The 22,925-nt window shown below is 33.8% G+C and carries 18 protein-coding genes; 7 read left to right on the forward strand and 11 right to left on the reverse strand.

Translation table 11 applies throughout. The features are described from left to right. Window positions 1–80: 80 nt before the first annotated feature. Entirely contained in the window at window positions 81–830 is a 750-nt protein-coding gene (locus DMB68_RS15180) for a uroporphyrinogen-III synthase (protein WP_110347507.1), read from the reverse strand. Window positions 831–841: 11 nt separating this feature from the next. Beyond that, the gene (locus DMB68_RS15185) at window positions 842–1,513 is read right to left on the reverse strand and encodes a DUF4271 domain-containing protein (RefSeq protein WP_110347508.1); all 672 of its coding nucleotides are present in this window, start codon (window positions 1,511–1,513) and stop codon (window positions 842–844) included. Between the two features lie 106 nt (window positions 1,514–1,619). On the opposite strand from DMB68_RS15185, the gene DMB68_RS15190 reads away from it, so the two are divergent. The 3 genes from DMB68_RS15190 to DMB68_RS15200 are packed head-to-tail and all read left to right on the forward strand — an operon-like array spanning window position 1,620 to window position 4,221. Then, window positions 1,620–2,345, forward strand: a complete 726-nt coding sequence (locus tag DMB68_RS15190) for a polyprenol monophosphomannose synthase (protein WP_110347509.1) — start codon at window positions 1,620–1,622, stop codon at window positions 2,343–2,345. A 10-nt stretch (window positions 2,346–2,355) separates the two neighbouring features. After that, window positions 2,356–3,696, forward strand: coding sequence for a dihydroorotase (locus DMB68_RS15195; protein ID WP_110347510.1), 1,341 nt, complete (start codon window positions 2,356–2,358; stop codon window positions 3,694–3,696). A 6-nt stretch (window positions 3,697–3,702) separates the two neighbouring features. Continuing rightward, window positions 3,703–4,221 carry a DUF4296 domain-containing protein gene (locus DMB68_RS15200; protein WP_110347511.1) on the forward strand — a complete coding sequence of 173 codons (519 nt, stop codon included), beginning with the start codon at window positions 3,703–3,705 and terminating at the stop codon, window positions 4,219–4,221. Here DMB68_RS15200 and DMB68_RS15205 read toward each other — a convergent pair. Beyond that, window positions 4,216–5,217: an NAD-dependent epimerase/dehydratase family protein gene (locus DMB68_RS15205; protein WP_110347512.1), complete on the reverse strand. Its 1,002-nt coding sequence runs from the start codon at window positions 5,215–5,217 to the stop codon at window positions 4,216–4,218. The two genes, DMB68_RS15200 and DMB68_RS15205, sit on opposite strands and share 6 nt — an antisense overlap. Before the next feature lie 249 nt (window positions 5,218–5,466). Here DMB68_RS15205 and tyrS point away from each other — a divergent pair, with 249 nt between their 5' ends. After that, window positions 5,467–6,762: a tyrosine--tRNA ligase gene (tyrS, locus tag DMB68_RS15210; RefSeq protein WP_110347513.1), complete on the forward strand. Its 1,296-nt coding sequence runs from the start codon at window positions 5,467–5,469 to the stop codon at window positions 6,760–6,762. Between the two features lie 4 nt (window positions 6,763–6,766). Here the strand turns inward: tyrS and DMB68_RS15215 are convergent, their stop codons facing one another. From DMB68_RS15215 to DMB68_RS15230, 4 genes are all read right to left on the reverse strand, one after another. Next, window positions 6,767–7,747, reverse strand: coding sequence for a LuxE/PaaK family acyltransferase (locus DMB68_RS15215; RefSeq protein ID WP_165830150.1), 981 nt, complete (start codon window positions 7,745–7,747; stop codon window positions 6,767–6,769). A gap of 88 nt (window positions 7,748–7,835) precedes the next feature. Next, window positions 7,836–8,171, reverse strand: coding sequence for a T9SS type A sorting domain-containing protein (locus DMB68_RS15220; protein WP_110347515.1), 336 nt, complete (start codon window positions 8,169–8,171; stop codon window positions 7,836–7,838). Between the two features lie 106 nt (window positions 8,172–8,277). Next, on the reverse strand, window positions 8,278–9,492 hold the full coding sequence (locus DMB68_RS15225; protein WP_110347516.1) for a hypothetical protein: 1,215 nt from the start codon (window positions 9,490–9,492) through the stop codon (window positions 8,278–8,280). Between the two features lie 179 nt (window positions 9,493–9,671). Further along, on the reverse strand, window positions 9,672–12,461 hold the full coding sequence (locus DMB68_RS15230) for a TonB-dependent receptor (protein ID WP_110347517.1): 2,790 nt from the start codon (window positions 12,459–12,461) through the stop codon (window positions 9,672–9,674). A gap of 232 nt (window positions 12,462–12,693) precedes the next feature. Between DMB68_RS15230 and DMB68_RS15235 the strand changes: the two genes are divergently transcribed. The 3 genes from DMB68_RS15235 to DMB68_RS15245 all read left to right on the forward strand — a co-directional run bounded on the left by DMB68_RS15235 (window position 12,694) and on the right by DMB68_RS15245 (window position 16,116). After that, on the forward strand, window positions 12,694–13,377 hold the full coding sequence (locus DMB68_RS15235; protein ID WP_110347518.1) for a response regulator transcription factor: 684 nt from the start codon (window positions 12,694–12,696) through the stop codon (window positions 13,375–13,377). A gap of 193 nt (window positions 13,378–13,570) precedes the next feature. Next, window positions 13,571–14,650, forward strand: coding sequence for a sensor histidine kinase (locus DMB68_RS15240; RefSeq protein WP_110347519.1), 1,080 nt, complete (start codon window positions 13,571–13,573; stop codon window positions 14,648–14,650). Window positions 14,651–14,817: 167 nt separating this feature from the next. After that, window positions 14,818–16,116, forward strand: a complete 1,299-nt coding sequence (locus DMB68_RS15245) for a porin (RefSeq protein ID WP_110347520.1) — start codon at window positions 14,818–14,820, stop codon at window positions 16,114–16,116. A 2-nt stretch (window positions 16,117–16,118) separates the two neighbouring features. Here DMB68_RS15245 and DMB68_RS15250 read toward each other — a convergent pair whose 3' ends face one another. The 4 genes from DMB68_RS15250 to DMB68_RS15265 form a co-directional block, all read right to left on the reverse strand. After that, window positions 16,119–17,189, reverse strand: coding sequence for a glycosyltransferase (locus DMB68_RS15250; protein WP_110347521.1), 1,071 nt, complete (start codon window positions 17,187–17,189; stop codon window positions 16,119–16,121). Between the two features lie 306 nt (window positions 17,190–17,495). Beyond that, window positions 17,496–17,999, reverse strand: coding sequence for a hypothetical protein (locus DMB68_RS15255; RefSeq protein ID WP_110347522.1), 504 nt, complete (start codon window positions 17,997–17,999; stop codon window positions 17,496–17,498). A 61-nt stretch (window positions 18,000–18,060) separates the two neighbouring features. Continuing rightward, window positions 18,061–21,492, reverse strand: a complete 3,432-nt coding sequence (locus DMB68_RS15260; protein ID WP_110347523.1) for a hypothetical protein — start codon at window positions 21,490–21,492, stop codon at window positions 18,061–18,063. A 159-nt stretch (window positions 21,493–21,651) separates the two neighbouring features. After that, window positions 21,652–22,911 (reverse strand): aspartate kinase, encoded by a 1,260-nt coding sequence (locus tag DMB68_RS15265; protein WP_110347524.1) that lies wholly within the window; start codon window positions 22,909–22,911, stop codon window positions 21,652–21,654. Between the last annotated feature and the right edge of the window lie 14 nt (window positions 22,912–22,925).

The raw sequence follows: 22,925 nt of genomic DNA on the forward strand, positions 1-22,925 counted from the left end.
AAATGCTTTGAAAAGAAAAATTCCAAATCCCAACAGAGAGTTGGAGTTTGGAATTTAAATATTTTTAGGTTGGTGAGGATTTATTTTCCTTTGTTAGCTTCAGCAACATATTTTTCTAAAGCCATTGTCATAGATGGTGTTTCTGGTGTTGGTGCAAGAATATCAATTCTTAAGCCATGATCCAAAGCCTCTTTTTGAGTTGTGCTTCCAAATACAGCAATTCTGGTATTGTTTTGTTTAAAATCAGGAAAGTTTTTGAACAATGATTTTATTCCAGTTGGACTGAAAAAAGCCAGAACATCATAATAAACATCGGCTAAATCAGATAAGTCACTCATTACAGTTCTGTAAAAAATCGCTTGTGCCCAATCTACTTTCAATCCGTTTAATGTTACGGGAGCGTCTGCATTTAACTGATCAGATGCCGGAAGCAGGAATTTTTCATCTTTGTACTTTTTGATAAGTGGTGATAAATCTGCAAAATCTTTGGCTCCTACGTAAATTTTACGTTTTCTGTACACCACATATTTTTGCAGGTAAAAAGCCACCGCTTCAGATTGACAAAAATATTTCAATCCTTCAGGAACTTTGTAACGCATTTCGTCAGCTACCCTGAAAAAATGATCAACCGCATTTCGGCTCGTTAAAATGATTGCAGTGTAATGATTAAGATCGATTTTTTGTAATCGGATCTCTTTTGCACTAACTCCCTCCACATGAATAAAAGGTCTGAAATCAATTTTTATTTTGTGTTTCTGTTGGAGCTCAAAGTAAGGGGAGTTTTCCACTTTAGGTTCAGGCTGTGACACCAAAATTGTTTTCACTTTCATATTATAAACATTTACCAAGCCATCTCTTTTGTAATCCAGTAATAGAGGAAATAATAAGGGGCTATTTCAAGAGCGCAAAGATACAAAATAAAATAAAATAATTTGTTGATTATTGTATTTTGATAAGTTTTAATTGAAATAAAGTAGGAAAACATACTTATACATGCCGAAACGCCTATTATTGCTAGTGGTACGATTTTGGATACATCGTCACGATAAAACAAAATCGCATTAACAGGGAGGATTAACAGACCAATATAGGTTCTATACGTCGCTTTTTGTAAGTTAAAAAGGTCAACAAACTCATCAATATTGAAAGAAGTTCCTATGATTTTTTCGATTAAATATTTCGCTATGATAAAATAGGTCAAAAAAGTAGCAATTTGTGTAAAAAGCATCCAGTCTGATTTGGCAGCATATCCAAAAACATGCATGGTCAATTGGATGAAAAAAGCATACGAAACAATCTGCACAATAAATAGACCTACAGTGAAACTGCTTTTTAAATGCGAAACATCTCGGTAAATTTTTACATATTTATCTGAGAAAATAAGTTTTGTAAATTCACTGAACCTATTTTCATAAGCAGATTTAGTAATGGCAACAACGGCAAAAGCCAACACAAATAAAAGTGTTGCCCAATCTTTGTTTTCTATAATTCTGGGATGGAGCTGTTCAATCATAACGATACAAAATTAGTAATTTTTTGTGTCAATACTTTTATTATGGATTTATTATGAACCAAATGCTATAAAAAGTTTACTTTTGCGGTGAAATTACGCAGAAAAAATGAATGATAGTATTGTCATAATTCCTACCTATAACGAAATTGAAAACATAGAAAGTATAGTACGTGCTGTACTTTCGCAACATAAATCTTTTCACCTTCTAATTATCGATGATAATTCGCCGGACCGTACTGCTAATAAAGTAATTGCGCTTCAGGAAGAATTTCCGGAAAGACTGTTTCTTGAGAAAAGAGCAAAAAAAGCGGGTCTTGGTACGGCTTATGTACATGGTTTTAAATGGGCTCTGGAACGAAAATATGATTTCATTTTTGAAATGGATGCTGATTTTTCACACAACCCAAACGATCTCGAAAAATTATATGACGCCTGTCATTTTGGAGGAGCTTCCTTAGCTGTAGGATCTCGTTATGTTACAGGTGTAAATGTGGTAAACTGGCCTTTAAGTAGGGTATTGATGTCATATTTTGCTTCGGTTTACGTTAAGTTTATTACCGGAATGAAAATTCATGATGCGACAGCAGGTTTTGTTTGTTATAAAAGAGAGGTTTTAGAAAAGATAAATCTGGATAAAATAAAATTTGTTGGATATGCTTTTCAAATCGAAATGAAATATAGAACTTATTGTGCTAAATTTGAAATAACAGAAGTTCCGATTATTTTTACAGATCGAACCAAGGGGGTTTCAAAAATGAGCAATGCTATTATTAAAGAAGCGATACTTGGAGTTATTTCTCTCCGATTAAAAAAATTATTCAACACACTATAAACGAACGGCGATGAACAGGATTTTAATTAAAAATGCTAAAATTGTAAACGAAGGGTCAATTTTTGAAGGAGATGTTTTAATCGAAAACGACTTAATTGTTGAAGTTGCAGATAGCATCAGTCTAAAATCATCCGATTGTAAAGTAATAGACGCAGAAGGAAGTTATCTGATTCCGGGCGCAATTGACGATCAGGTACATTTTAGAGAACCGGGATTAACGCATAAAGGGGATATTGAATCTGAATCCAGAGCAGCTGTTGCCGGTGGAATTACTTCTTTCATCGAACAGCCAAATACGGTTCCGAATGCGGTCACTCAGGAAATTTTAGAAGATAAATATCAAATTGCCGAAGTAAAATCATTTGCGAATTATTCGTTTATGATGGGGGCGACCAATGATAATCTGGAAGAAGTTTTAAAAACGAATCCAAAAAATGTTGCCGGAATCAAGATTTTTCTGGGTTCTTCAACCGGAAATATGCTGGTTGACAACGAAGCAGTTTTAGAAAAAATATTCTCAAGTACACCAATGCTGATTGCAGTTCATTGCGAAGATGAAACTACGATTCAGAATAATTTGGCAGAATTCAAAGAAAAATACGGAGATGATGTTCCGGTAACAGCCCATAACTTAATCAGAAGTGCTGAGGCGTGCTACATTTCATCTTCAAAAGCAGTGGCGCTGGCAAAAAAAACCGGAGCCCGTCTGCATATTTTTCATCTTTCAACTGCCAAAGAAATGGAATTGTTTACGAATAAAATTCCGTTGGAAGATAAAAAAATTACGGCTGAGGTTTGTGTGCATCATCTTTGGTTTACCGATGAAGATTACAAAACCAAAGGAAATTTCATTAAATGGAATCCGGCTGTAAAAACGGATGAAGACAGAAAAGAGCTTTGGAAAGCCTTAAATGACGGTCGCATTGATGTTATTGCAACCGATCATGCACCGCATACAAAAGAAGAAAAATTACAGTCTTATTTAAATGCGCCTTCAGGAGGACCTTTAGTGCAGCATGCGGTTATTGCAATGTTTGAAGCGTATCATCAGGGTAAAATAAGCGTTGAGAAAATCGTTGAGAAAATGTGTCATAATCCTGCCAAGATTTTTAAAATCGAAAAAAGAGGTTTTATCAAAGTAGGCTATTATGCCGATTTGGTTATTGTAAATCCAAGTTTGCCATGGAGTGTAAAGCCTGAAAACATTTTATATAAGTGTGGCTGGTCTCCGTTTGAAAATTTCACTTTTAAATCACGAATTACCCATACTTTTGTAAATGGTGAAATGGTTTATAACAACTTTAAAGTAAAGGATGTTCGTGCCGGAAAACGATTATTATTTAACAGATAAATTACAATGAAGAATTTTGTATTTATACTATTGGTTTTGTTTCTTTCTGTAAGTTGTAAAAAAGAGCTGGTTAAAGAACCTGCTAAACTTATTGAGAAAGAAAAAATGATTGATATTATATACGATCTGTCTCTTTTGGAAGCCATAAAATACCAACAACCTATATCGTTGGATTCAGTTGAATCAAATCCTACGAAGTTTATTTTAAAGAAATATAAGGTTGATAGTTTGCAATTTGCCAAAAGTAATATGTATTATGCTGCTGATTATGACAGCTACAAAGAGATGTTTGATGAAATAAATGCAAGGTTAGATAAAGAGAAAAAGAGTACAGAAAAAAAGCTGAAAGCTGAAGAAAAAAAAGCTGCAAAAGACAAAAAGGCAGCGGATGCAAAAAAAGCAGCTGAAGCCAAAAAGAAAAAACTAAAAGAAACTCCTAAAGATTCTGTAAAAAAGAAGGTTATAAAAAAAGTAAATATCGATTCTATAAAAAGAATGAGACGACTTCAGCATAAAGGATTATAATTTCGACGTTTCATTTATGTACTGTTGCACATCTAAAAAAACCGTTCCCAGAGCGGTTTTTATTTTTTCATTTGAGTATAGATTCTTAGAATATGAGGCTTTTGCAGTTGCTTTCGTAAGGCTTCTTTTTTGAAAGAATAAAGTTGAAAATATTCCATCTGCAATCCAAAGGAAGTTCATGAATAGTGGCGTGGCGTGAATTGCTGGTTTTTTTACTTTTAAAACTTCAGCAATCGTATTTAGAATATCTCTGAAAATAATATTATCTGAAATTAACGTAAAACGCTCATTTTTTATGCCGCCTTTCATTAACTCATAAGCAATTTTGGTTACATCATTTATAGCAACAAATCCAGTGTTTCCAAGGGTGTAGAATGAAAGGCCGTTGGCTACTTTTGTATACAATTCATTACTTCCGTGTTCGAAAATTGATGTGGTTGAAATAGTCGCAAGAATAACTCCAGGGTTTATGATGATCACATCTAAGCCTTCCTGAACTCCTCGCCAGACTTCCATTTCGGCACCGTATTTTGAAATTGCGTAGTCACTGTGTGGTTTTTCCGGATTCCAGTCGGTTTCTTCGGTAATATAAGTTTCATGGGGCTGCAAATCTCCCAAAGCTGCAATGGAGCTTACGAAGCAAAATTTCTTTACATCTTTGGCTAAAGAAAAATTAACCATATTGGCGGTTCCTTCAATATTGGTTTTTCGAAGAGCATCTTCATCTTTTGGATCAAAAGAAATCAAGGCAGCGCAATGGTAAACATTTTCTATTCCGATAAAAGCAATTTCCAGGGAAGGAACATCTAAAATATCGGCTTCAAGCCAATTGATTTTTTCGAATAAATCTCCTTTTTTATACAATTCAAAAACCGATTTTGTTTTTTGGATATTGTTTAAGTTTCGGTAAATAGCCCGGACATTTTCTCCATTTTCAATTAAATGAAGCAATAAATGTGCGCCAACTAAACCAGTTCCTCCTGTTACTAATACCATTTTGTAAATATACTGTTTTGAGGCAAAGTTACAAAGTTACAAAGATACAAAGGCTCAAAGTTTTTTTGCTACAAATTGGACAAAATGGAAATAGCTTTTTTTGAAAAATTAGAATTTGTAATTTTTAAAGTTTGTAATTTAAAATTGATATTGAGTTTGATTTTTGCCATTGTTTTTTGAATTTGACATTGCCATTGTTTTTTGCCATTGAAATTGATATTGATTACATTTGCGCAAAAATATTTTAAAATGAAGAATCTAGTTGAAGAATTAAAGTGGCGCGGTTTGTACCATGATAGCATGCCAGGAACGGAAGAACAATTGCTAAAAGAGGTAACATCGGCTTATATTGGTTTCGATCCAACGGCAGATTCGCTGCATATTGGCAGTATGGTTCAGATTATTTTGCTGGTTCATTTAAAGAATTTTGGCCATCAGCCCGTTGCTTTAGTGGGTGGTGCAACCGGAATGATTGGTGATCCATCCGGAAAATCTGATGAAAGAAATTTGCTGAATGAAGAAACTTTAGCTAAAAATGTTGCGGGAATCAAAAGTGTATTGTCACGTTTTTTAGATTTTAATTCAAATGAACCAAACGGACCAATCATGGTGAATAACTATGACTGGATGAAAGAATTCTCGTTTATTGATTTTGCCCGTGAAGTTGGAAAACGTATTACGGTAAATTACATGATGGCGAAGGATTCTGTTAAAAAAAGAATCAACGGAGAAGGCGAAGGAATGTCTTTTACGGAATTTACGTACCAATTAATTCAGGGATACGATTTTTATCATTTATATAAAAATAATAACTGCCTTTTGCAAATGGGAGGTTCTGACCAATGGGGAAATATCACTACGGGGACAGAATTAGTTCGCAGAATGGGAGGAGAAAATGCTAAGGCTTTTGCTTTAACAACGCCTTTAATTACAAAAGCAGACGGCTCAAAATTTGGGAAGTCCGAAGGCGGAAATGTATGGCTGGATGCGGATAAAACTTCGGTTTATAAATTCTACCAGTTTTGGGTAAATGCTACAGATGTTGATGCAGAAAAATATATTAAAATCTTTACTTTTTTAGATAAAGAAACAATAGATGCTTTAATTGCAGAACATCAGGCAGCGCCTCATTTAAGAGTTTTACAAAAGAAACTAGCAGAAGAAATTACCGTTTTTGTTCACAGTAAAGAAGAATTAGAAAAAGCAATTCAGGCTTCGAATATTTTGTTCGGAAATTCAACTGCGGAGGATTTAAAGAAATTGGATGAAAAAACCTTTTTAGAAGTTTTTGACGGAGTTCCTCAGGCAGAAATTGCAAAAACAGACTTAGAAAACGGATTGGATATTATTACTATTTTAAACGAGAAAACTGGTTTCTTTAAATCAAACGGAGAAGCAAGACGCGCTTTAACAGCAAATTCAATTTCGGTTAACAGAGAAAAAATTAAGGAAGATTTTGTGTTGTCTGCAAATGATTTGATCAATAATCAGTTTGTTTTATTGCAAAGCGGAAAGAAAAATTATTTTGTAATTCGTGTGGTTTAATATTTTACAAAACCATCAAATTACACCCACGAATATCAGAATTATCAAAACGTCCCAATATCTCAAAAGAGTTGTTGGGATTTTTTTTGCCTAAATCCTGTGTAGCAATAAACGAACAGGAATTAATATTGGCCAGATCGATAACGTTGATTCCGCCTGTTTTTCCATCTTTCACGTAAGTAAGAGCGTCTTCGGGATCGCGAACTAAAATATGCATCCATGACGGACATTCGAATACACCTTCGCCAAGAGAATAGGCTTGTCCTAAAAGTTCGGTCATGCCGTATTCTGAATGAATAGAAGAAACTCCAAAACCTTTGCAAAGCTGTTCGTGCAATTCTTCGCGAATCATTTCTTTGCGTTTGCCTTTCATTCCGCCCGTTTCCATAATGATGGTATTCTGAAGTTGAAATTGATGTTTTTCAATCAAATCTAATAAAGCATACGTAACACCAATTAAAATCACATTTTGCCCGGATTCATCTAAAGCAGTCAGTTTTTTAATTAAGTCGTCGTGGTTGTGCAGATAAAACCCGCTTTCAGGCTGATTGGATAGTTTTATTAAGTCTTCGACCATATAAATTAACGAAGAGCCATCGCGTTCAAGATAGGATGGTAAAAGGGCCAAAACAACGTAATCTTCGATATTGCCGTAAAATTGGGAAAATCCGTTACGATAGCTTTCTTCATAAAGGGAAACATCAGTAACCAGATGTCTGCTGGTAATCATTCCGGTAGTTCCGCTGCTGGTAAAAGTAACCTGCGGGAAATCGGTATTGGATACAACCTCGTGACTTTTAAAAAACTGAATAGGTAAAAAAGGAATTTGTTCCAGCGATTTTACCTGTTGTACATTTACGTTTAAAAAATCACAGAAATCACGATATACTTTATTATTCTCATACTGAAAACGAAACACCTTAAGTGCTATTTTTTCAAATTGTTTCTGACTTGAAATGGTAAATATATCGCTGGCTGTAATCAAAACTTTTTTGTACAAAGGTATAAATAATTGTAGGATGTAAGGATAATAAAAAAGCTCCAAATTATTGGAGCTTTATGTGTTTTATGTTTTATCGGACAATCAGTTTTCGTGTTGCCGAACTGCCTTGTTCACTTATTTTTATGATGTAAACTCCCGGAGTTAAATCACCTATGTTTAATTCTTTTGTGGCCAAATGTGCCTGAAGTACTTTTTTTCCTAATACATCAAAAATGATAATTTCTTTTTCGAGATCATTTTTTGAAGTGATATATACTTTACCATTTGTCACAGGGTTAGGATACAAGCTTAAGCCCTCTATAGGAGCTCCCTGAGTTTTTGGCGCTGTCTTTATATCCTGAGCAGAGACGCTAACAGTAAAGAAAAAAGCCAGTAAGAAAGTAATATAAAAGTAATTTTTTGCCATCGCAGAATTTTAGATATTGTAAATATACAAAAAAAAGTTTTCAAAAATTACACCAAAAAAAACATCCTAAATATTTAGGATGTTTTTAACAATTTATAAGTGAGTCTTATAGCTTTTCTAATAAGTTTACACCGTCAACAATTGCCCATGCACCAGGAGTTAAAGCAGCTCCGGTTGCAGCTGTACTTGTTGTAAAGTTTCCTGTTGGGAAAGCAATTGTAAAACCTGCTGCACCAGCACCTGTTTGAAGAGTAGCAGCATCATCAATTTTTACATTTAATAATTTAATTTTTCCGCCAGCTACCTGATTAGTGTTTGTAGCAGCCTCCTGAATTCTAACAGCAACTGCGTTTGTTGTAACACCAGCATTTGTATAGGTATTTGTATATCCAGAAATCACAATGTTTGAATATTCACCATTACCCTCTTTTTTGAATTGAATTGCATCAATTTCAGCTGGATTTCCTGCTTCGGTTGCAGTTCCTGCAGCTCTTCTTAAAGTAATGTTTGAAACTTTTGGGAAGAATGCATTGTTAACACTTTTAGCTTCAATTTCCATTCCGAAATTTCCAGCACCAGTTTGGTAAGCATACCAGTTAGTGTTTGCCTGACCTTGCCATCCGTCTTGCCAGTCAAAAGAATCATCTGTATTTCCGTATGAAATTAAGTTTTTAGCACTTACAGTTCCACCGTAGAATTCGAAACCGTCATCAGCACCTTTATAAGCTACTAAGTTTTCTAAAACTGTACCAGAACCAACAGCGTAGAATGAGAATCCATTCATTTCGGAGTTACCGTCAAGGATTTTCTTTCCTGCGTATTCTACACGAACGTATTTTAATGAACCACTGCTGTGGGTAGGGTTTGAACCACCATAAACAATATTTGTTCCGTCTTCTGAAGTTGCTGTAGTAATTGGAGTTCCGTCTGTAGTTTTTCCGGAAACAATCGGTGCATCACCAAATATGATAATTCCACCCCAAGATCCTGCAGTTTTAGATTTTTCTGTAAAAACTACTGGTTCTGCTGCAGTTCCTGCAACAATTAATTTTCCATCTTTTTCTACTAACAAAGCGTCAGTTCCAGTTGATGCATCAGCTGTAATAACAGATCCTGCTTCAAAAGTTAAAGTTACACCGCTTTTTACTCTTACAGTACCGCTTAATGTATAAGTACCTTTGATATATGTTTTTGAAGCAGTAATGTCTCCGGTAATTTCTCCTGAACCAGTTGGTGGAGGAGTTACAGTATCATCATCGCTAGAAGAACAACTTGCGAAAATTAAGCTTAAAAAAGTAAGACTGATTGCTAATTTTTTCATTTTTTAATGATTTTAATTATATTTTTTTTGTGTTATTATGTTGATTCAAAAGTACTCTCGTGATTCCTAAATCTAGTTAGCTAATTGTTATCAAAGTATTATATAACAATCAATTTGATGTAAATTTTATGTTATGTACTTAAACAAAAAAAGAGCTGTAAAAAGCTCTTTTTTATTGATTAAAATGTGTATCCGATATTTACTGAGAAACCAACTCCTTTTTTGTATTCACGAAGTACTAATGAATCTTCGGTAATGTCTATAGTGCTGTTTTTTCCTAATTCTTTTCTGTAATACGGATTAAGTAAATTCTCTGCCGCAAATTTTAGATCAATGTTTTTAGAAAGTGTACTTGACCATACAAAATCTAATTTGCTAAATGATTTTTCATAGATGTGATCCATTCCTGATGAACCCACTGCAAAGATTCTGTCTCCATAAACATTATAAACCAATGTCATTGTGTTTTTCCACTCTTTGTTCAGGGTAAACTCATATTTCAGGTCTGTATTAATCATCCAGTTTGAGGCTCCCTGAAGTTTACGGTTTTTGCTGTTTTCTAATTCATTTCCTTGTTTGGTCAAATCAATTTTTACATCGGTATTCATTAATGAAGTATTGAAACCAAAAGTGAAGTTTGATAATGATTCGCTAATTCTGTTCAATGTTAAAATCATTTCAATTTCAGCACCATAAATAACAGCCTGCTCAGAGTTTTTGAAGGTTGTAATCTGACCTCCGCTGTTTGCAGTTGGTTTGAAAACTCTCTCGATTGGATCTTCAATTAATTTTCCGAAAGCTCCAATAGCAAACAATTCTTTGCTGTTTGGGAATAATTCATATTTAAAATCTGCGTTGTAATTATTACTGTTTAATAAGTTTGAGTTACCACTTACTGAAGTTGCATCCGGGTTGATGTAGTTGATTGGCAGCAATTCCATAGCAACAGGTCTTGTGATCGTTTTGCTTACAGAAGCACGAAGATTGCTGTTCTCGTTTACGGCATACTTAGTGTTTATCGATGGAAGAATATCAAGGCTCTCATCCGTTTTCTTACGATAAGCACTTCCAAATGGATCACCCTGATTTCTGTATTTAATTTCACGAGTTGAGTTTTCGGCTCTAAGACCGGCATTCAAATCCCATTTTTCGCCAAAAGTCCAAAACAAGTTAAAGTATCCTGCATTTACAAACTGATTTAGTTTTACTTTGTAATCCCCGTTAGATTCTTCCTGAACATATAGGATTCCGTTGTCAATGTCATCATTGATTGGAATACTGATAGTGTTTAAGTCAGCTGTATAATTTTTTTCAATATTTCTCCTTCCTGAAAAGAAACGGTAACTTGACTGCATATCGTTTAGGAAATTATTATATCCAACTGACAAGTTGTTTTGTTTTTCTTTATTTCCAAATTTCAGATTATATTCTGCTAAAGCTGAAAAGTAGAAATTCCCGTTTACATCTAAGTATTGACGGTTTAAGTTGTTTCCTCCGTATGACATATTGATTTCGGTATCACTCACTTTTTGACCCGTTATAAATTTTCTGTCCGGTTGTTGAAATCCTGTTTTTACATAAGAACCTCCGGCTTTTATGGTTTGCTTTCCGTCTTCTGTCAATTTATAATCTCCAAACAGCTGAGTATTCCAGTATCGGGATTCTTCAAATTGATTTCCTCTAATAAGGTTGTTGTTTACATTTGCCAAACTGTTGGTGTATCCTAGCTGATCCTGGATTAAACTTTCGGTAGCCTGAATAAACAAACTTGTAAAATTCAGGTTTAATCTGTTGGTCTTATATTTTAAACCTGCTAAACCTGAAAATGTAGTTTGGTAAGCGTATTGTGTATTGAACAAATTATTGTCATAATTGCCCTGAGCTAAGTTGAAAGTTCTGTCAACACCTTCTCTGAAAATATATTTGTTATCAAAGTTGAATGACATGATATAACTGATGTTTCTTTCTTTTTCAAGATCAAATTTTTTCGAATGTAAAAAGCCAATACTTGAATTTAAAGGGCTTGAAGTTTCATTAACATTCCAGTTTTTATCATCATAAGCATTGTGATATTCGTCTGGAGATAATTTTCTTCCGCTTGGAACAGAACCAAAGACCTCAGGTAATTCTCTTTCTTTTCCAATTAATCCGAAAGTACCTTTTGTACTGTCTGCATCATCAGAAAGTAAGAAATTTTTAAGGTTGTTGTTTGTGGTATATCCAAAGCCTACATTGATTTTAGTGATGTTTTTAGGCTGGGTTGTTTCTATGTTTACAGTTCCTCCTGCAAAATCTCCGGAAATATTAGGGTTGAATGTTTTGTATATATTTAAAACCCCAACGATGTCTGTAGGAAATAAATCCAATGGAATAATTTTTTTGAATGGACTGTTAGATGGAGTCTGTAATTCGTTAACCAATAAATTATTGTAACGGTCTTCAAGACCTCTGATGAATAAACCTCTTCCGTCTACTTTAGTAATTCCGGTTATTTTAGTTAAACCTTCTTCAACATCGCTAACTCCTTTTCTGGACATTTCCTGTGCACCAATACTTTGTTTTATAGTAACAGCATTTTTTTGTTCCAAAAGTAAGGCAGTTTCTTTTTCTCTGTTTCCTGATGCCGATTTTACAACAACATCTTTCAGCGTATAACCTCCTGCTGATAATACCTGATTAACAGTAACAGTTTCATTTGCTTTAACAGTAACAGGTTTTTCTACAGATTCATATCCAACGAAACTAAAGATAACTGTATAATTTCCCGGATTTAAGGATAAGGAATATTTTCCTTCAATGTCAGTGTTGGCACTAATGTTGGTTCCTTTAATTAATATATTAGCAAAAGGAAGTACTTCATTATTAGTTTCTTTGTCGGTTAGTACACCAGAAATCGTACCTTTGTTTTGTGCGACCGAAATCGTACAGATAAATAATGTGATAATTAGAAATTTTAAATTGAATTTCATTTCAGTGTTGTGTTTAATTTATTTTGGTGCAAAGAAATAAACGCACTGTAAAGTTCATGTTAGGCACTTGTTATGTTTTTGTGTCTTGTAGATTATCAAATTGTTACCAGATTAAATTACCGTTAACACGACTTTTCAACCGTTGTTTTTGTATTATATTTACCATCGCAATTCAAAAGCATCGAATATATAATAAAGAAAATTTGATGTAAAATTTCAATTTTTGCTATTTATGAAAAAAACACAAACCAAGATTTTGTTAGTTGATGATGAGCCGGATATTCTTGAAATTGTAGGCTACAATCTCGCTCAGGAAGGCTATCAGATTGTTACGGCTTCAAATGGAAAAGAGGCAATCACAAAGGCTCAGAAAGAATTACCGGAACTTATCATTATGGATGTAATGATGGCCGAAATGGATGGGATGGAAGCTTGTGAACACATCAGAAAAATTCCGGAATTAAATAATGTAATCATAACATTTTTAACGGCAAGAAGCGAAGATTATTCTCAAGTAGCTGGTTTTGATGCCGGTGCTGATGACTACATTACCAAGCCAATAAAACCAAAAGTACTGGTAAGTAAAGTAAAGGCTTTGTTAAGAAGGTTAAAAGAACAGGAAGTGGTTACGGATACCTTAAATGTGGGCGGAATAGAAATCAACCGTGAAGAATATAAAATTATCAAAGATAATGTTGAAATTTCACTGCCAAGAAAAGAATTCGAATTATTCTATTTATTAGCTTCAAAACCAGGGAAAGTATTTAAAAGAGACGAAATCTTAGATAAAGTCTGGGGAAATGAAGTGGTAGTGGGCGGAAGAACTATTGATGTTCATATCCGCAAATTGCGCGAAAAAATTGGCGAAGATCTTTTTAAAACCATAAAAGGGGTAGGCTATAAATTCGAAGCTTAAACATTCAATATAAATTTGAACCATATTAAGTGATATAAGTTCATTTAAATTTATAGTGATTGTACTTTATTTAATCAAAGTCAATCTTTGTCAAAATTTAAAACTTTGGCAAAGATTGGCTTTTTTAAATGAACTTATATCACTTATATGGTAAAAAAACAATACCTTCAATTCTCATTATTTTAAAATTTCAATGAAAATCAATTTTAAAAAAACCTACAAATTCGCTATCAAATCAGCATTGTATATAAGTCTTTTTACAACAGGCTTTGTATTGCTTCTGATGAATATATTTTATAAAAATCAATTAAAATATCAGCTTGGGTTTGGAATAATTTTTATAATTTCTGTTTACATCTTTTCTTTTTTAGTACTGCAATATCGTGTTGAACGTTTTATTTACAGAAGAGTTAAGAAAATCTACGATGAGGTTTCTTTATTAGAATCTACTACTCTGATCAATCAGCCTATAACTACCGATATGGAAACGCTTTCACGTGAAGTGAAAAAATTCGCTACAGATAAAAAACTCGAAATCGAAATGCTTGAAATCAGAGAGCAATACCGAAGAGAATTTTTAGGAAACGTTTCGCATGAACTTAAAACACCATTATTTACAGTTCAGGGATATGTTTCGACTTTGCTGGATGGTGCAATGGACGATAAAACAATTCGAAAAAAATATTTAAAGCGCGCAGAAAAAGGAGTAGAACGGCTCATATACATTGTTGAAGATTTGGATATGATTACCAAATTAGAATCAGGAGATTTAGATTTGAACATTACCGAATTTAATATCGTTAACCTGATTCAGAATGTTTTTGATTTGCTGGAAATGAAGGCTGATAAAAAGAAAATCAAATTAGCATTCGAAAGCAAGAACGTGCAATCCTTAATAGTTAAAGGAGATCAGGACAGAATACAGCAGGTTTTGGAAAATTTAATCGTGAACTCTGTTAAATACGGAAAAGAAGGAGGTTTAACTGAAGTTGGCGTTGTTAATCTGACCAAGAAAAAAGTCTTAATCCGTATTAGTGATAATGGAGAAGGAGTTGAGAAACAAAATATCCCGCGTCTTTTTGAACGCTTTTACAGAGTTGATAAAAGCGGAACACGATCTGAAGGTGGTTCCGGTTTAGGTTTGGCAATTGTAAAACATATTATCGAAGCCCATAAAGAGAAAGTATATGTAGAAAGTGAGTTCGGAATCGGTTCAGAATTCTCTTTTACCCTTGAAAAAGCGAATAAAATAACAAAAGCTGAGGTTAAATAATTGTAATTGTTGTTTTCGTAAAAGTTCTAAAACAAGGGATTTAACAATAAATCAACACTAAGATTTAATCCGTAACATTAAATTTTTATTATAATAACATCTGGTTAATGATTTCTTAACACAGGTGGTTACATCTTTGCATCCTGAAATTAAGGGCATTAGAAAAAATGATAAAAAGAACAATAATGGCAGTTTTAGTACTGCTTAGCTGCGGAGCAAATGCGCAGGAATTGAATAAACAGGATGTAAAAAACGAAGTGATGCGTATTTTAGATTCTATCAATAAAGCAAAACTTCCTGATACTAAATCTGGTGGTGGTATCGAAGAACATTGGTACGATAGAATCTCACTAAGAGGTTATGCACAAATACGATATAATGGTTTGTTTTCTACAAACGACAAAGTTTCCTGTGACCAATGTGATAAATCCTGGGGAACAACTTCAACCGCTCCGGATGCAAAAGCAAATAACGGACTTTTTATTCGCCGAGCGCGTTTAGTGTTTTCAGGTCAGGTTCATCCAAATGTTTTTTTCTATTTTCAACCGGATTTTGCAAGTTCGCCAGGCAGTGGACTTAATAACTTTGTTCAAATCCGTGATTTGTATTTTGACCTCTCTTTTGATAAAAAAAGAGAATATCGTGTACGTATCGGGCAGAGTAAAATTCCGTATGGATTCGAAAACATGCAGTCCAGTTCGCAGCGTCTTACTTTAGACCGGGCTGATGGAATAAACAGTGCCATATCAAATGAACGTGACTTAGGAATGTTTTTTTATTGGGCGCCTGCAGAAATCAGAAAACGTTTTGAAATGCTGGTAAAAGATGGCTATAAAGGCTCAGGTGATTTTGGAGTTTTTGCTTTGGGAGCATACAATGGACAAATAGCCAACAAAATAGATGGAAACAGAGATTTGAATGTCGTTGCAAGAGTTACTTACCCATTTGTTATTGGAAACCAGATTATAGAACCTGGAATTCAGGCCTATACAGGAAAATGGGCTTTCACTGGTGAAGTTTCCTCAGGAGTTGTAGTAAATGGTGATCCTCAGTACATAAAAGACGAGAGGATAGGAGCAACTTTTGTTTTGTATCCAAAACCTTTCGGAATCCAGACAGAATATAATATTGGTACTGGTCCACGTTATAACCCGACAACAAATTCAGTTGATGTTACCGATTTGAATGGAGGTTATGTTTTATTAAATTATAAATGGGATCTTAAAAAACAGCATATATATCCTTTTGCCAAATTTCAATATTATGACGGAGGTAAAAAATATGAAAAGGACGCCAGAAGTTATGTCGTAAGAGACTACCAAATTGGTGTGGAATGGCAGCCAATTAAAGCATTTGAGTTAGTAGCAGAATATGTAATTGCTGACAGGACTTTTGAAGACAGTGCACTGCCTGTTAATAGACAACAAGGTAATTTATTACGATTACAGGCACAGTTTAATTTCTAATTTTACTTCTCAAAAACGGTAAATAGCGAATCCCAGTCAATTTTATTTTCAAATTGGGACAAACCTTTAAACGATTTTACTTTTGAAAGATCTTCAATAGTAAAGTCGTTTTGCGTTGCATAAGGGACTAATTGCTCTTCCTGTAGTTTTATGGCCAGATATTCCTGCTCATATTGACCAGGCGTTGGGATAAAAAAGGCTTTTTTACCCAATTTTGCCAAATCCATAACGGTAGTGTAACCTGATCGGCATAAAACCAAATCACTTTCGTTAAAAGTCTGTTCAAGCTGTTTGGTATTCATAAAATTGTAATACGTTACATTTTTGATCTGCTGTTTTGTTTGTGTTTTTTCGACAACACCTTTTACAAAAACAATTTCACCTCTGTATCGTGTAATTTCTTTCTGCAGTTTCTCTTCCAGCAAAGTACGCTGAGGTTCCGGACCAGATAAAATAATCATTAAATCATATTGTTTTGGAGTATCTTTTTTGCGCATTCTGCTCAAAGGACCAATATATTTGAGATTTAATTCGTTGTTTTTAAGATGCCCTAAGTTACCTGTTAAATTTGGATCTCCATCTGTATCAGGAATCCAGCATTCATTGTATTTTCTGATAAAATACTGATGGCATTTACTGGTAAACTTTGTTGTGTTTCCTGTCATAACATTCAGTTGATGCGTGATAAATACAGAAGGTACCTTTTTGCTGAAAACTCCAAGTCTGTTATCTGAAATAATACCGTCAATATCATATTTTTTAATCCATGAATTCACTATTTTTTTTTCATCTAAAATAGCGGTAATCATTTTAGGAAGGCTTTTAATCAGTTTCCATTTAAAGTTTTTGCCGTTTTTAGCATATTCAATATGGTATGAAGGTAATTCTAAAGTTTGAATGTATGGGAATTCTTTTTGCAATAGAGCCAATGCAATTCCATCTGAAGCAATTATAGGGATGTAATTATTGTCCTGTAAAGCTTTAATTATTGGGATACATCGCGTTGCGTGACCTAATCCCCAGTTTAAAGGAGTTATTAAAATAGTTTTATTGGCAGTATATTCGATGCTCATGTGTAGCGATTTTTGAAACGAAGATAAAAAAATCCTCTTTTTTTGTTATTTCGAATACATTACTAAATTATTAACTCTGGAATTCAAGTTCAAAAAAACATCAATTTCAATGTCAAGTCCAAAACTCAATGAAAAATTAATTCAATCCAATGGCTTAAATAAAGAGTGTCAGGCTGAGCGGAGTCAAAGTCTTTATGCCGTTAAAAGTCTCTGCCTTAATCATGGTGACTCCCTTTAAATAGATAAACTAAAAAAGCCCGGACTTCTAAATAGAAATCTGGGCTTCTTTGCTCAGACAGGAAGTTTTTAATCCTGAATATAGGTTTTGTTTCCGTTTTTATTGATATAGTATCTTCCGCCTTTTGGTCCGGTATACACTTTTTTACCATTATATTCACCCGTTACTTTGTCAGCAACTTTTGGTGCTTTTTCATTTGTCTCTTTTAAAGTTTTGGTGCCTGTTTTTTTAGCTTTGTCAGCTTCTTTTTTTGCCTTTGCGGCATCGCTTTTTGCATTACTGGCTTCTTTTTTAGCTTTTGAAGCTTCTTTGTCTGCTACAGTTTTAGTATTTGCTGCCTCTTTTTTTGCTGCAGTTTTAGCATTTGCCGATTCTTTTTTTGCTTTTGTAGACGCTTCTTTAGCTTTACCGGAAGTTGCTTTAGCTTTGTCGGCTTCTGCTTTGGCTTTATCTGCAGCTTTTTTCTTTTGAGCTGCCGTTTCAGTTTTGGCTTTCGTTGTTTTTGTTGTTTCCTGTGCGTAAAAATTACCAGATAAAACAATCATACAACAAAGCAATAATAATTTTTTCATAGTTTCAAAGGTTAAAATTCAATTAAAAATAATCAATTTATCATTACAATTCTATAATCTGTTAAAAATAAGCTCTTAACTGAATATTTCCAGTATGAACAGTAACTCCGGTTTCACTCTTACGTCCCTGATAATTTAAGTTTACATCTAAAAATTGAGTGATGTTTTTCTGTAAAAGCAGTTTCCAGACTAAATTTTCACCTGCCTGAAGTCCTTCAAGCATCTGAAATCCTACAGAAGAAAATTCATTTCCAACAAATTTGTTTTCATAAAAAGAGAACTCTCCATTTATAGTCACTTTTTTATCTCCGGAATATGAAAATGAAGTTCCCAGTCGGTTTTGGGTTAGGGTTTCAAAATTTCCAATCTGGTTTTCTTTCTTTTGTAATTCATAAAAGATATCCAGACTTGTATTTTTAGAAAACAAATAACTGATTTTCGGAGCAATTTGAAAACCCGTTAATTTGTAATTTTTCTCAGTAAAATCTTCTGATGTTAATGAGGTCTGAATCGTTTTGCTAAATAAATTCAGTAACCAGCTTTTTTGGTACAAATGGGTGTATTGCAATTGATGGGAATTGTTTTTTACAGATTGCGATCCAATTGAAAGCAGATTTTTTCCGTCATTAATAAGAAAAGAATAAGTTGCCGAATGTTTTTGTTTCCCACGATTATAAAACAAACTGTTTCTAAAACTCGAATTTAATCCCAGGATATTTTCTCCAGAAGTGCTAAAAGGATTCAATTCAAAATTATTACCATCACTTTTTGCTTTCTTGTCCAGAATAAAGGATGTCTGATTGTAGAAATAGGAAACTATTTTTTTGAAACCTTTTTCATTCTGCCATTGCAAAGGGTTTATCGTAAGTGATTGCGAAAATTTATTCTGATTGGTTTTGATGTAAACCTGATTTGGTAAAAAGATCCGGATGAATTTTGCCTGATCCGGAAAAGGGGCTACTTCAAATTCTTCCAATTCCTGAACATTATTGCCGTTATAATCATTCCATGCATATACACCCTGACCTGCCGGAACTTCCAGATACGTATATTCCTGCTGTGCTATAGTTCCTGAACTTGTTTCGTAAACAGTTCCAATTTGAAGAAACTGATTAAAAAAACGATCGTTGTATAAAACTCTTGCATTTAAGGAAGGTTCATTTTTTCGGTCAGCAGCTGTAAAATCTAAATTTCTATAACTGGCGTAAACGGCTAAATCTGTTTTTTTGTTCTGAATCAGTTTAGACTTCAAAAAATAGGTTTGCGAATTGCTTACATGCTGCAATAATCCATTTTGTAAGCTGTCATTTTTTCTGCGCAAATAGCCCAGTTCAACAAAAACCTTAGTGCTGTCACCTCGTCCCACAAAAACGCCATATTCTGAAAATCGCTGGCTAATTGCCGAAAATTGATTGGTCGCTTTGTCTTTTTCCTGGTTGTCTTCTATCTGAAAATTGCCTCCAATCCAGTTTTTTCCAAAATGATACTTGGTTTTAGCAAAGTTTCTAATGAATTTTGAAGTCGAAGCTGTTGCATCAGAATTTAAAAAACTACCCTGATTTTCGATAGTCCAGTTTTTTAATTTGAAAAAAGCTGTAGAAGTATGTCGGTTTCCCGTATAACTTTCGGTAAAATCTAGTTTTTCAAACTGATAGTTGAATAAACCAATATTAGAAGTTTTTTTCTTAGAAAATAAATCAAAATTTAAACCTGTTACCAACAAACTCTGATTGCCTAAAAGAGTCGTGTTTAAATTCCAGTCACGGTTAAATTCGATAGTATACAAACGTTCGACCGATTTGAAATTTTCATCTACAAACTGGTAATTAGCGAAAGCATCCAATGTCCATTCTTTGGTAAAAAGACGTTTTTTGGTGTTTAATTTTAAGGCAATTCCGTTATTGTTGCCATCGTCAATATCCGAAAATAAATTCTGGTCGTTGTTACTTATTCCGATTTCGAAATCAACCAGCGTTTTTTCATCAGGATTGTATTTTCCTAAAAAAGTAGCTGCCTGAAGTTTCATCGGAGCTACTAATTGTACAACTGGTTCGTAATTTCCCTGAAGAATTCCGTTTACGGGGGCAATATATTCATAAATCCGCTCAACAGAATTAGTATTTTGTATCACGTAATTTCCGGAATTGGCTCCCATAAGACTAAACTTTACATTGTACAGAACATCATCTGGATTATTTGAGTATTGGTAAATTTCAACAGCATTGTCAACTATTTTTTTATACAAAATTTTCTTGTCGGAATAAGTATCTTCATAGTCTGAGGGTGCTTTCATCAAATTTCGATCATCTCCTGCCTCACCTAAAATTTGAACCTGTTCCGGAGAAAGATTTTGTTGTAAAGGCTGATTTTTTAAATCATTTTCAGAATATAAATAACCGGCAAAACTCCATTTTTTACTTTCGTGAGAAGCTCCGGCATAGGTAACCATTCGGTTATAATTTCTGTCTGAATACTGGTATTCAATATTGATTCGCATCTCAGAAGTAATCGTAAAAAGCGATGTAAAGACAATTTCTCCTGCGTTATAATCAATTACATAATCATTATTTTCACCTCTTTTCAGCAAAACACCATTTACATACACTCGTTCCGATCCTGAAATGACCAAAACATACAATTCGCCATTTTGCCCTTTCAATTTATACGGTCCCTGATTTCCTTCCTGACCTGTAAAAGTACTTTTTGCATATTGTCCTTTTGCGAAAGCTACGGATGCAAAAACATTGGTTTTGTTGTCTTCATCGCCAAAATCAAAACTGGCGGATATTCCCTGAACTTTTTTGTTGAAACTTAAAAATTGCGTTTTTCTGTTTTCTAAAAACACATCTCCGGCCCGAATATTCCAGTCATCGCTGAATAATTCCATAAAGATATTATCGAACTGATCCAGTTTTTGCGAATAACCACCTTCCTGCAAAGGAATATTATTGTCCTGAAGCGATGCCCGAAGACTTACCTTATCCGATATTTTACCTGTAATCTGAAGGTCTAAATTGGAATTTAGAACCGTATTTTGATTATTTCCGATTGTGACACCACGAGTGATGCTACCAGAGGTATTCAGTCCATCAAACGGAGTTGCTTTTTTAGCATTGGCGTTGTCTATCTTGTATAATTTTTCAGAACCCACATCATTGCTCACCACCTGGCTGGAGCCGTAAAGGCTATATTCTTTGGTTAAAAAATCAGGATATTTTAAGTAATTGACAATTAAGGTATCTGATTCTGAATTGAATTTTTCGTTTAGAAGAAGATGTCCTTTTTGAAAGTTAATTTTATAAAAAGTAGAATCAATAGGTTCATTTTTAGAATTTAAAAGCTGAAAAAAGCCGGAATTGATACTGACATTTTCCAGATGAATGGTGTCTCGTGTGGCAATTACTTTTTTAGTTTTATAGAGCAAATCTGTTTCCTGAGCCTGAAGCCCGGAATAACAAATAAGAGCCATTAAAAACAGTAATTTTTTCAGCATAAATACTTTAACTCTAAAAAGCCAAAAGTAGTATTTATAATTGGGAAATGTTGTGAAGGATGTTTTAGTTTTTGTAACCAATAAAAACAAAAAAGGCTTCACCATGAGTGAAACCTTTCTCTATAATCTGAATTGAATAATTACCTTTTTTACAAACTATTATTTTAATTCTTTAGTTACAATTTGCATTGTCTCACGGCTTACTTGTTTTAGTAAAACTTCTTTGTTTTCTACAACAGTTTCTGCAGCCTGCTCGTTAAAGTGGCGAATCGTGTACAATGTTACATTTTCGTTATAATCAACTTTGAATTTTTTCGAAAGAATGGCATTCAGTTCGTTGAAGTTTCCAAATTTATCTTCTACGCAAACAGAAAAACTAATTGCAGAGTTCTGAATTAAGTTTACTTTCAATTTAAACTGATGGAATAACCCAAAAATTTCACTGATATTTTCTTCCATTATAAAGGAGAAATCAATAGAAGAAAGCGAAATCAAAAGCTGTTCTCTTTTTACGATAAAGCAAGGCAGGTAAGGTTCTAAATCCACTCCTTTAGAAACACAGGTTCCTTTTAATAAAGGATTAACAAAAGATTTTACGTATAAAGGGATTTCTTTTTTCTGTAATGGCTGTAAGGTTTTCGGGTGGATAACCGTCGCTCCGTAAAAAGCAAGTTCAATTGCTTCTCTGTATGAAATCTGGTTTAATAAACTCGCATTTTCAAAATAACGCGGATCTGCGTTCATAACTCCCGGAACGTCTTTCCAGATGGTAACACTTTCTGCATTTAGGCAGTAAGCAAAAATTCCGGCAGTATAGTCAGAACCTTCACGTCCTAAAGTTGTCGTGAAGTTGTTTTCATCAGCACCTAAAAATCCTTGTGTAATGTTTAATATTTTACGAGGCACATTTTTACTTATGTTTTGCTGAGTAGTTTCCCAATCAACTTCTGCATCTCTGTAATTTGCATTGGTTTTAATAAAATTACGGACATCAAGCCATTGTGTCTGGATACCCATGAAATTCATAAAATGACTTAGAATATTAGTTGAAATCAATTCACCAAAACTCACAATCTGATCGTAAACGAAATTGTAATTTGGAGATTTATTATGTGCCAGAAAGTATTCTAATTCTGAAAATTGCTCCTTAACAGCTGCAAAAACGGCATGTTTTTCATCTTCAAATAAATCAAGCAATATTTGATTATGATATTTTTTTATCTCTTGTACAGATAAATTAAGCTCTTCTGATTTATCGAAATAATTTTTGATAACAAGCTCCAGAGCATTTGTGGTTTTCCCCATAGCCGAAACGACTAAAATCACATCTTCATACCCAACTTTTTGTAAAACGTCATAAACGTTTTTAATTCCTTCAGCATCTTTTACCGATGCACCACCAAATTTAAATACTCTCATCTTTAATTTGTATT

The organism is Flavobacterium hydrophilum, assembly GCF_003202405.1.
Classification (GTDB): Bacteria; Bacteroidota; Bacteroidia; order Flavobacteriales; family Flavobacteriaceae; genus Flavobacterium; species Flavobacterium hydrophilum.

Bases quoted from the DNA above. Each gene is read 5' to 3' on its own strand.
- DMB68_RS15180 (WP_110347507.1), bottom strand. From the start codon at position 830: ATGAAAGTGAAAACAATTTTGGTGTCACAGCCTGAACCTAAAGTGGAA.
- DMB68_RS15185 (WP_110347508.1), bottom strand. From the start codon at position 1,513: ATGATTGAACAGCTCCATCCCAGAATTATAGAAAACAAAGATTGGGCA.
- DMB68_RS15190 (WP_110347509.1), top strand. From the start codon at position 1,620: ATGAATGATAGTATTGTCATAATTCCTACCTATAACGAAATTGAAAAC.
- DMB68_RS15195 (WP_110347510.1), top strand. From the start codon at position 2,356: ATGAACAGGATTTTAATTAAAAATGCTAAAATTGTAAACGAAGGGTCA.
- DMB68_RS15200 (WP_110347511.1), top strand. From the start codon at position 3,703: ATGAAGAATTTTGTATTTATACTATTGGTTTTGTTTCTTTCTGTAAGT.
- DMB68_RS15205 (WP_110347512.1), bottom strand. From the start codon at position 5,217: ATGGTATTAGTAACAGGAGGAACTGGTTTAGTTGGCGCACATTTATTG.
- tyrS (WP_110347513.1), top strand. From the start codon at position 5,467: ATGAAGAATCTAGTTGAAGAATTAAAGTGGCGCGGTTTGTACCATGAT.
- DMB68_RS15220 (WP_110347515.1), bottom strand. From the start codon at position 8,171: ATGGCAAAAAATTACTTTTATATTACTTTCTTACTGGCTTTTTTCTTT.
- DMB68_RS15225 (WP_110347516.1), bottom strand. From the start codon at position 9,492: ATGAAAAAATTAGCAATCAGTCTTACTTTTTTAAGCTTAATTTTCGCA.
- DMB68_RS15230 (WP_110347517.1), bottom strand. From the start codon at position 12,461: ATGAAATTCAATTTAAAATTTCTAATTATCACATTATTTATCTGTACG.
- DMB68_RS15235 (WP_110347518.1), top strand. From the start codon at position 12,694: ATGAAAAAAACACAAACCAAGATTTTGTTAGTTGATGATGAGCCGGAT.
- DMB68_RS15240 (WP_110347519.1), top strand. From the start codon at position 13,571: ATGAAAATCAATTTTAAAAAAACCTACAAATTCGCTATCAAATCAGCA.
- DMB68_RS15245 (WP_110347520.1), top strand. From the start codon at position 14,818: ATGATAAAAAGAACAATAATGGCAGTTTTAGTACTGCTTAGCTGCGGA.
- DMB68_RS15250 (WP_110347521.1), bottom strand. From the start codon at position 17,189: ATGAGCATCGAATATACTGCCAATAAAACTATTTTAATAACTCCTTTA.
- DMB68_RS15255 (WP_110347522.1), bottom strand. From the start codon at position 17,999: ATGAAAAAATTATTATTGCTTTGTTGTATGATTGTTTTATCTGGTAAT.
- DMB68_RS15260 (WP_110347523.1), bottom strand. From the start codon at position 21,492: ATGCTGAAAAAATTACTGTTTTTAATGGCTCTTATTTGTTATTCCGGG.
- DMB68_RS15265 (WP_110347524.1), bottom strand. From the start codon at position 22,911: ATGAGAGTATTTAAATTTGGTGGTGCATCGGTAAAAGATGCTGAAGGA.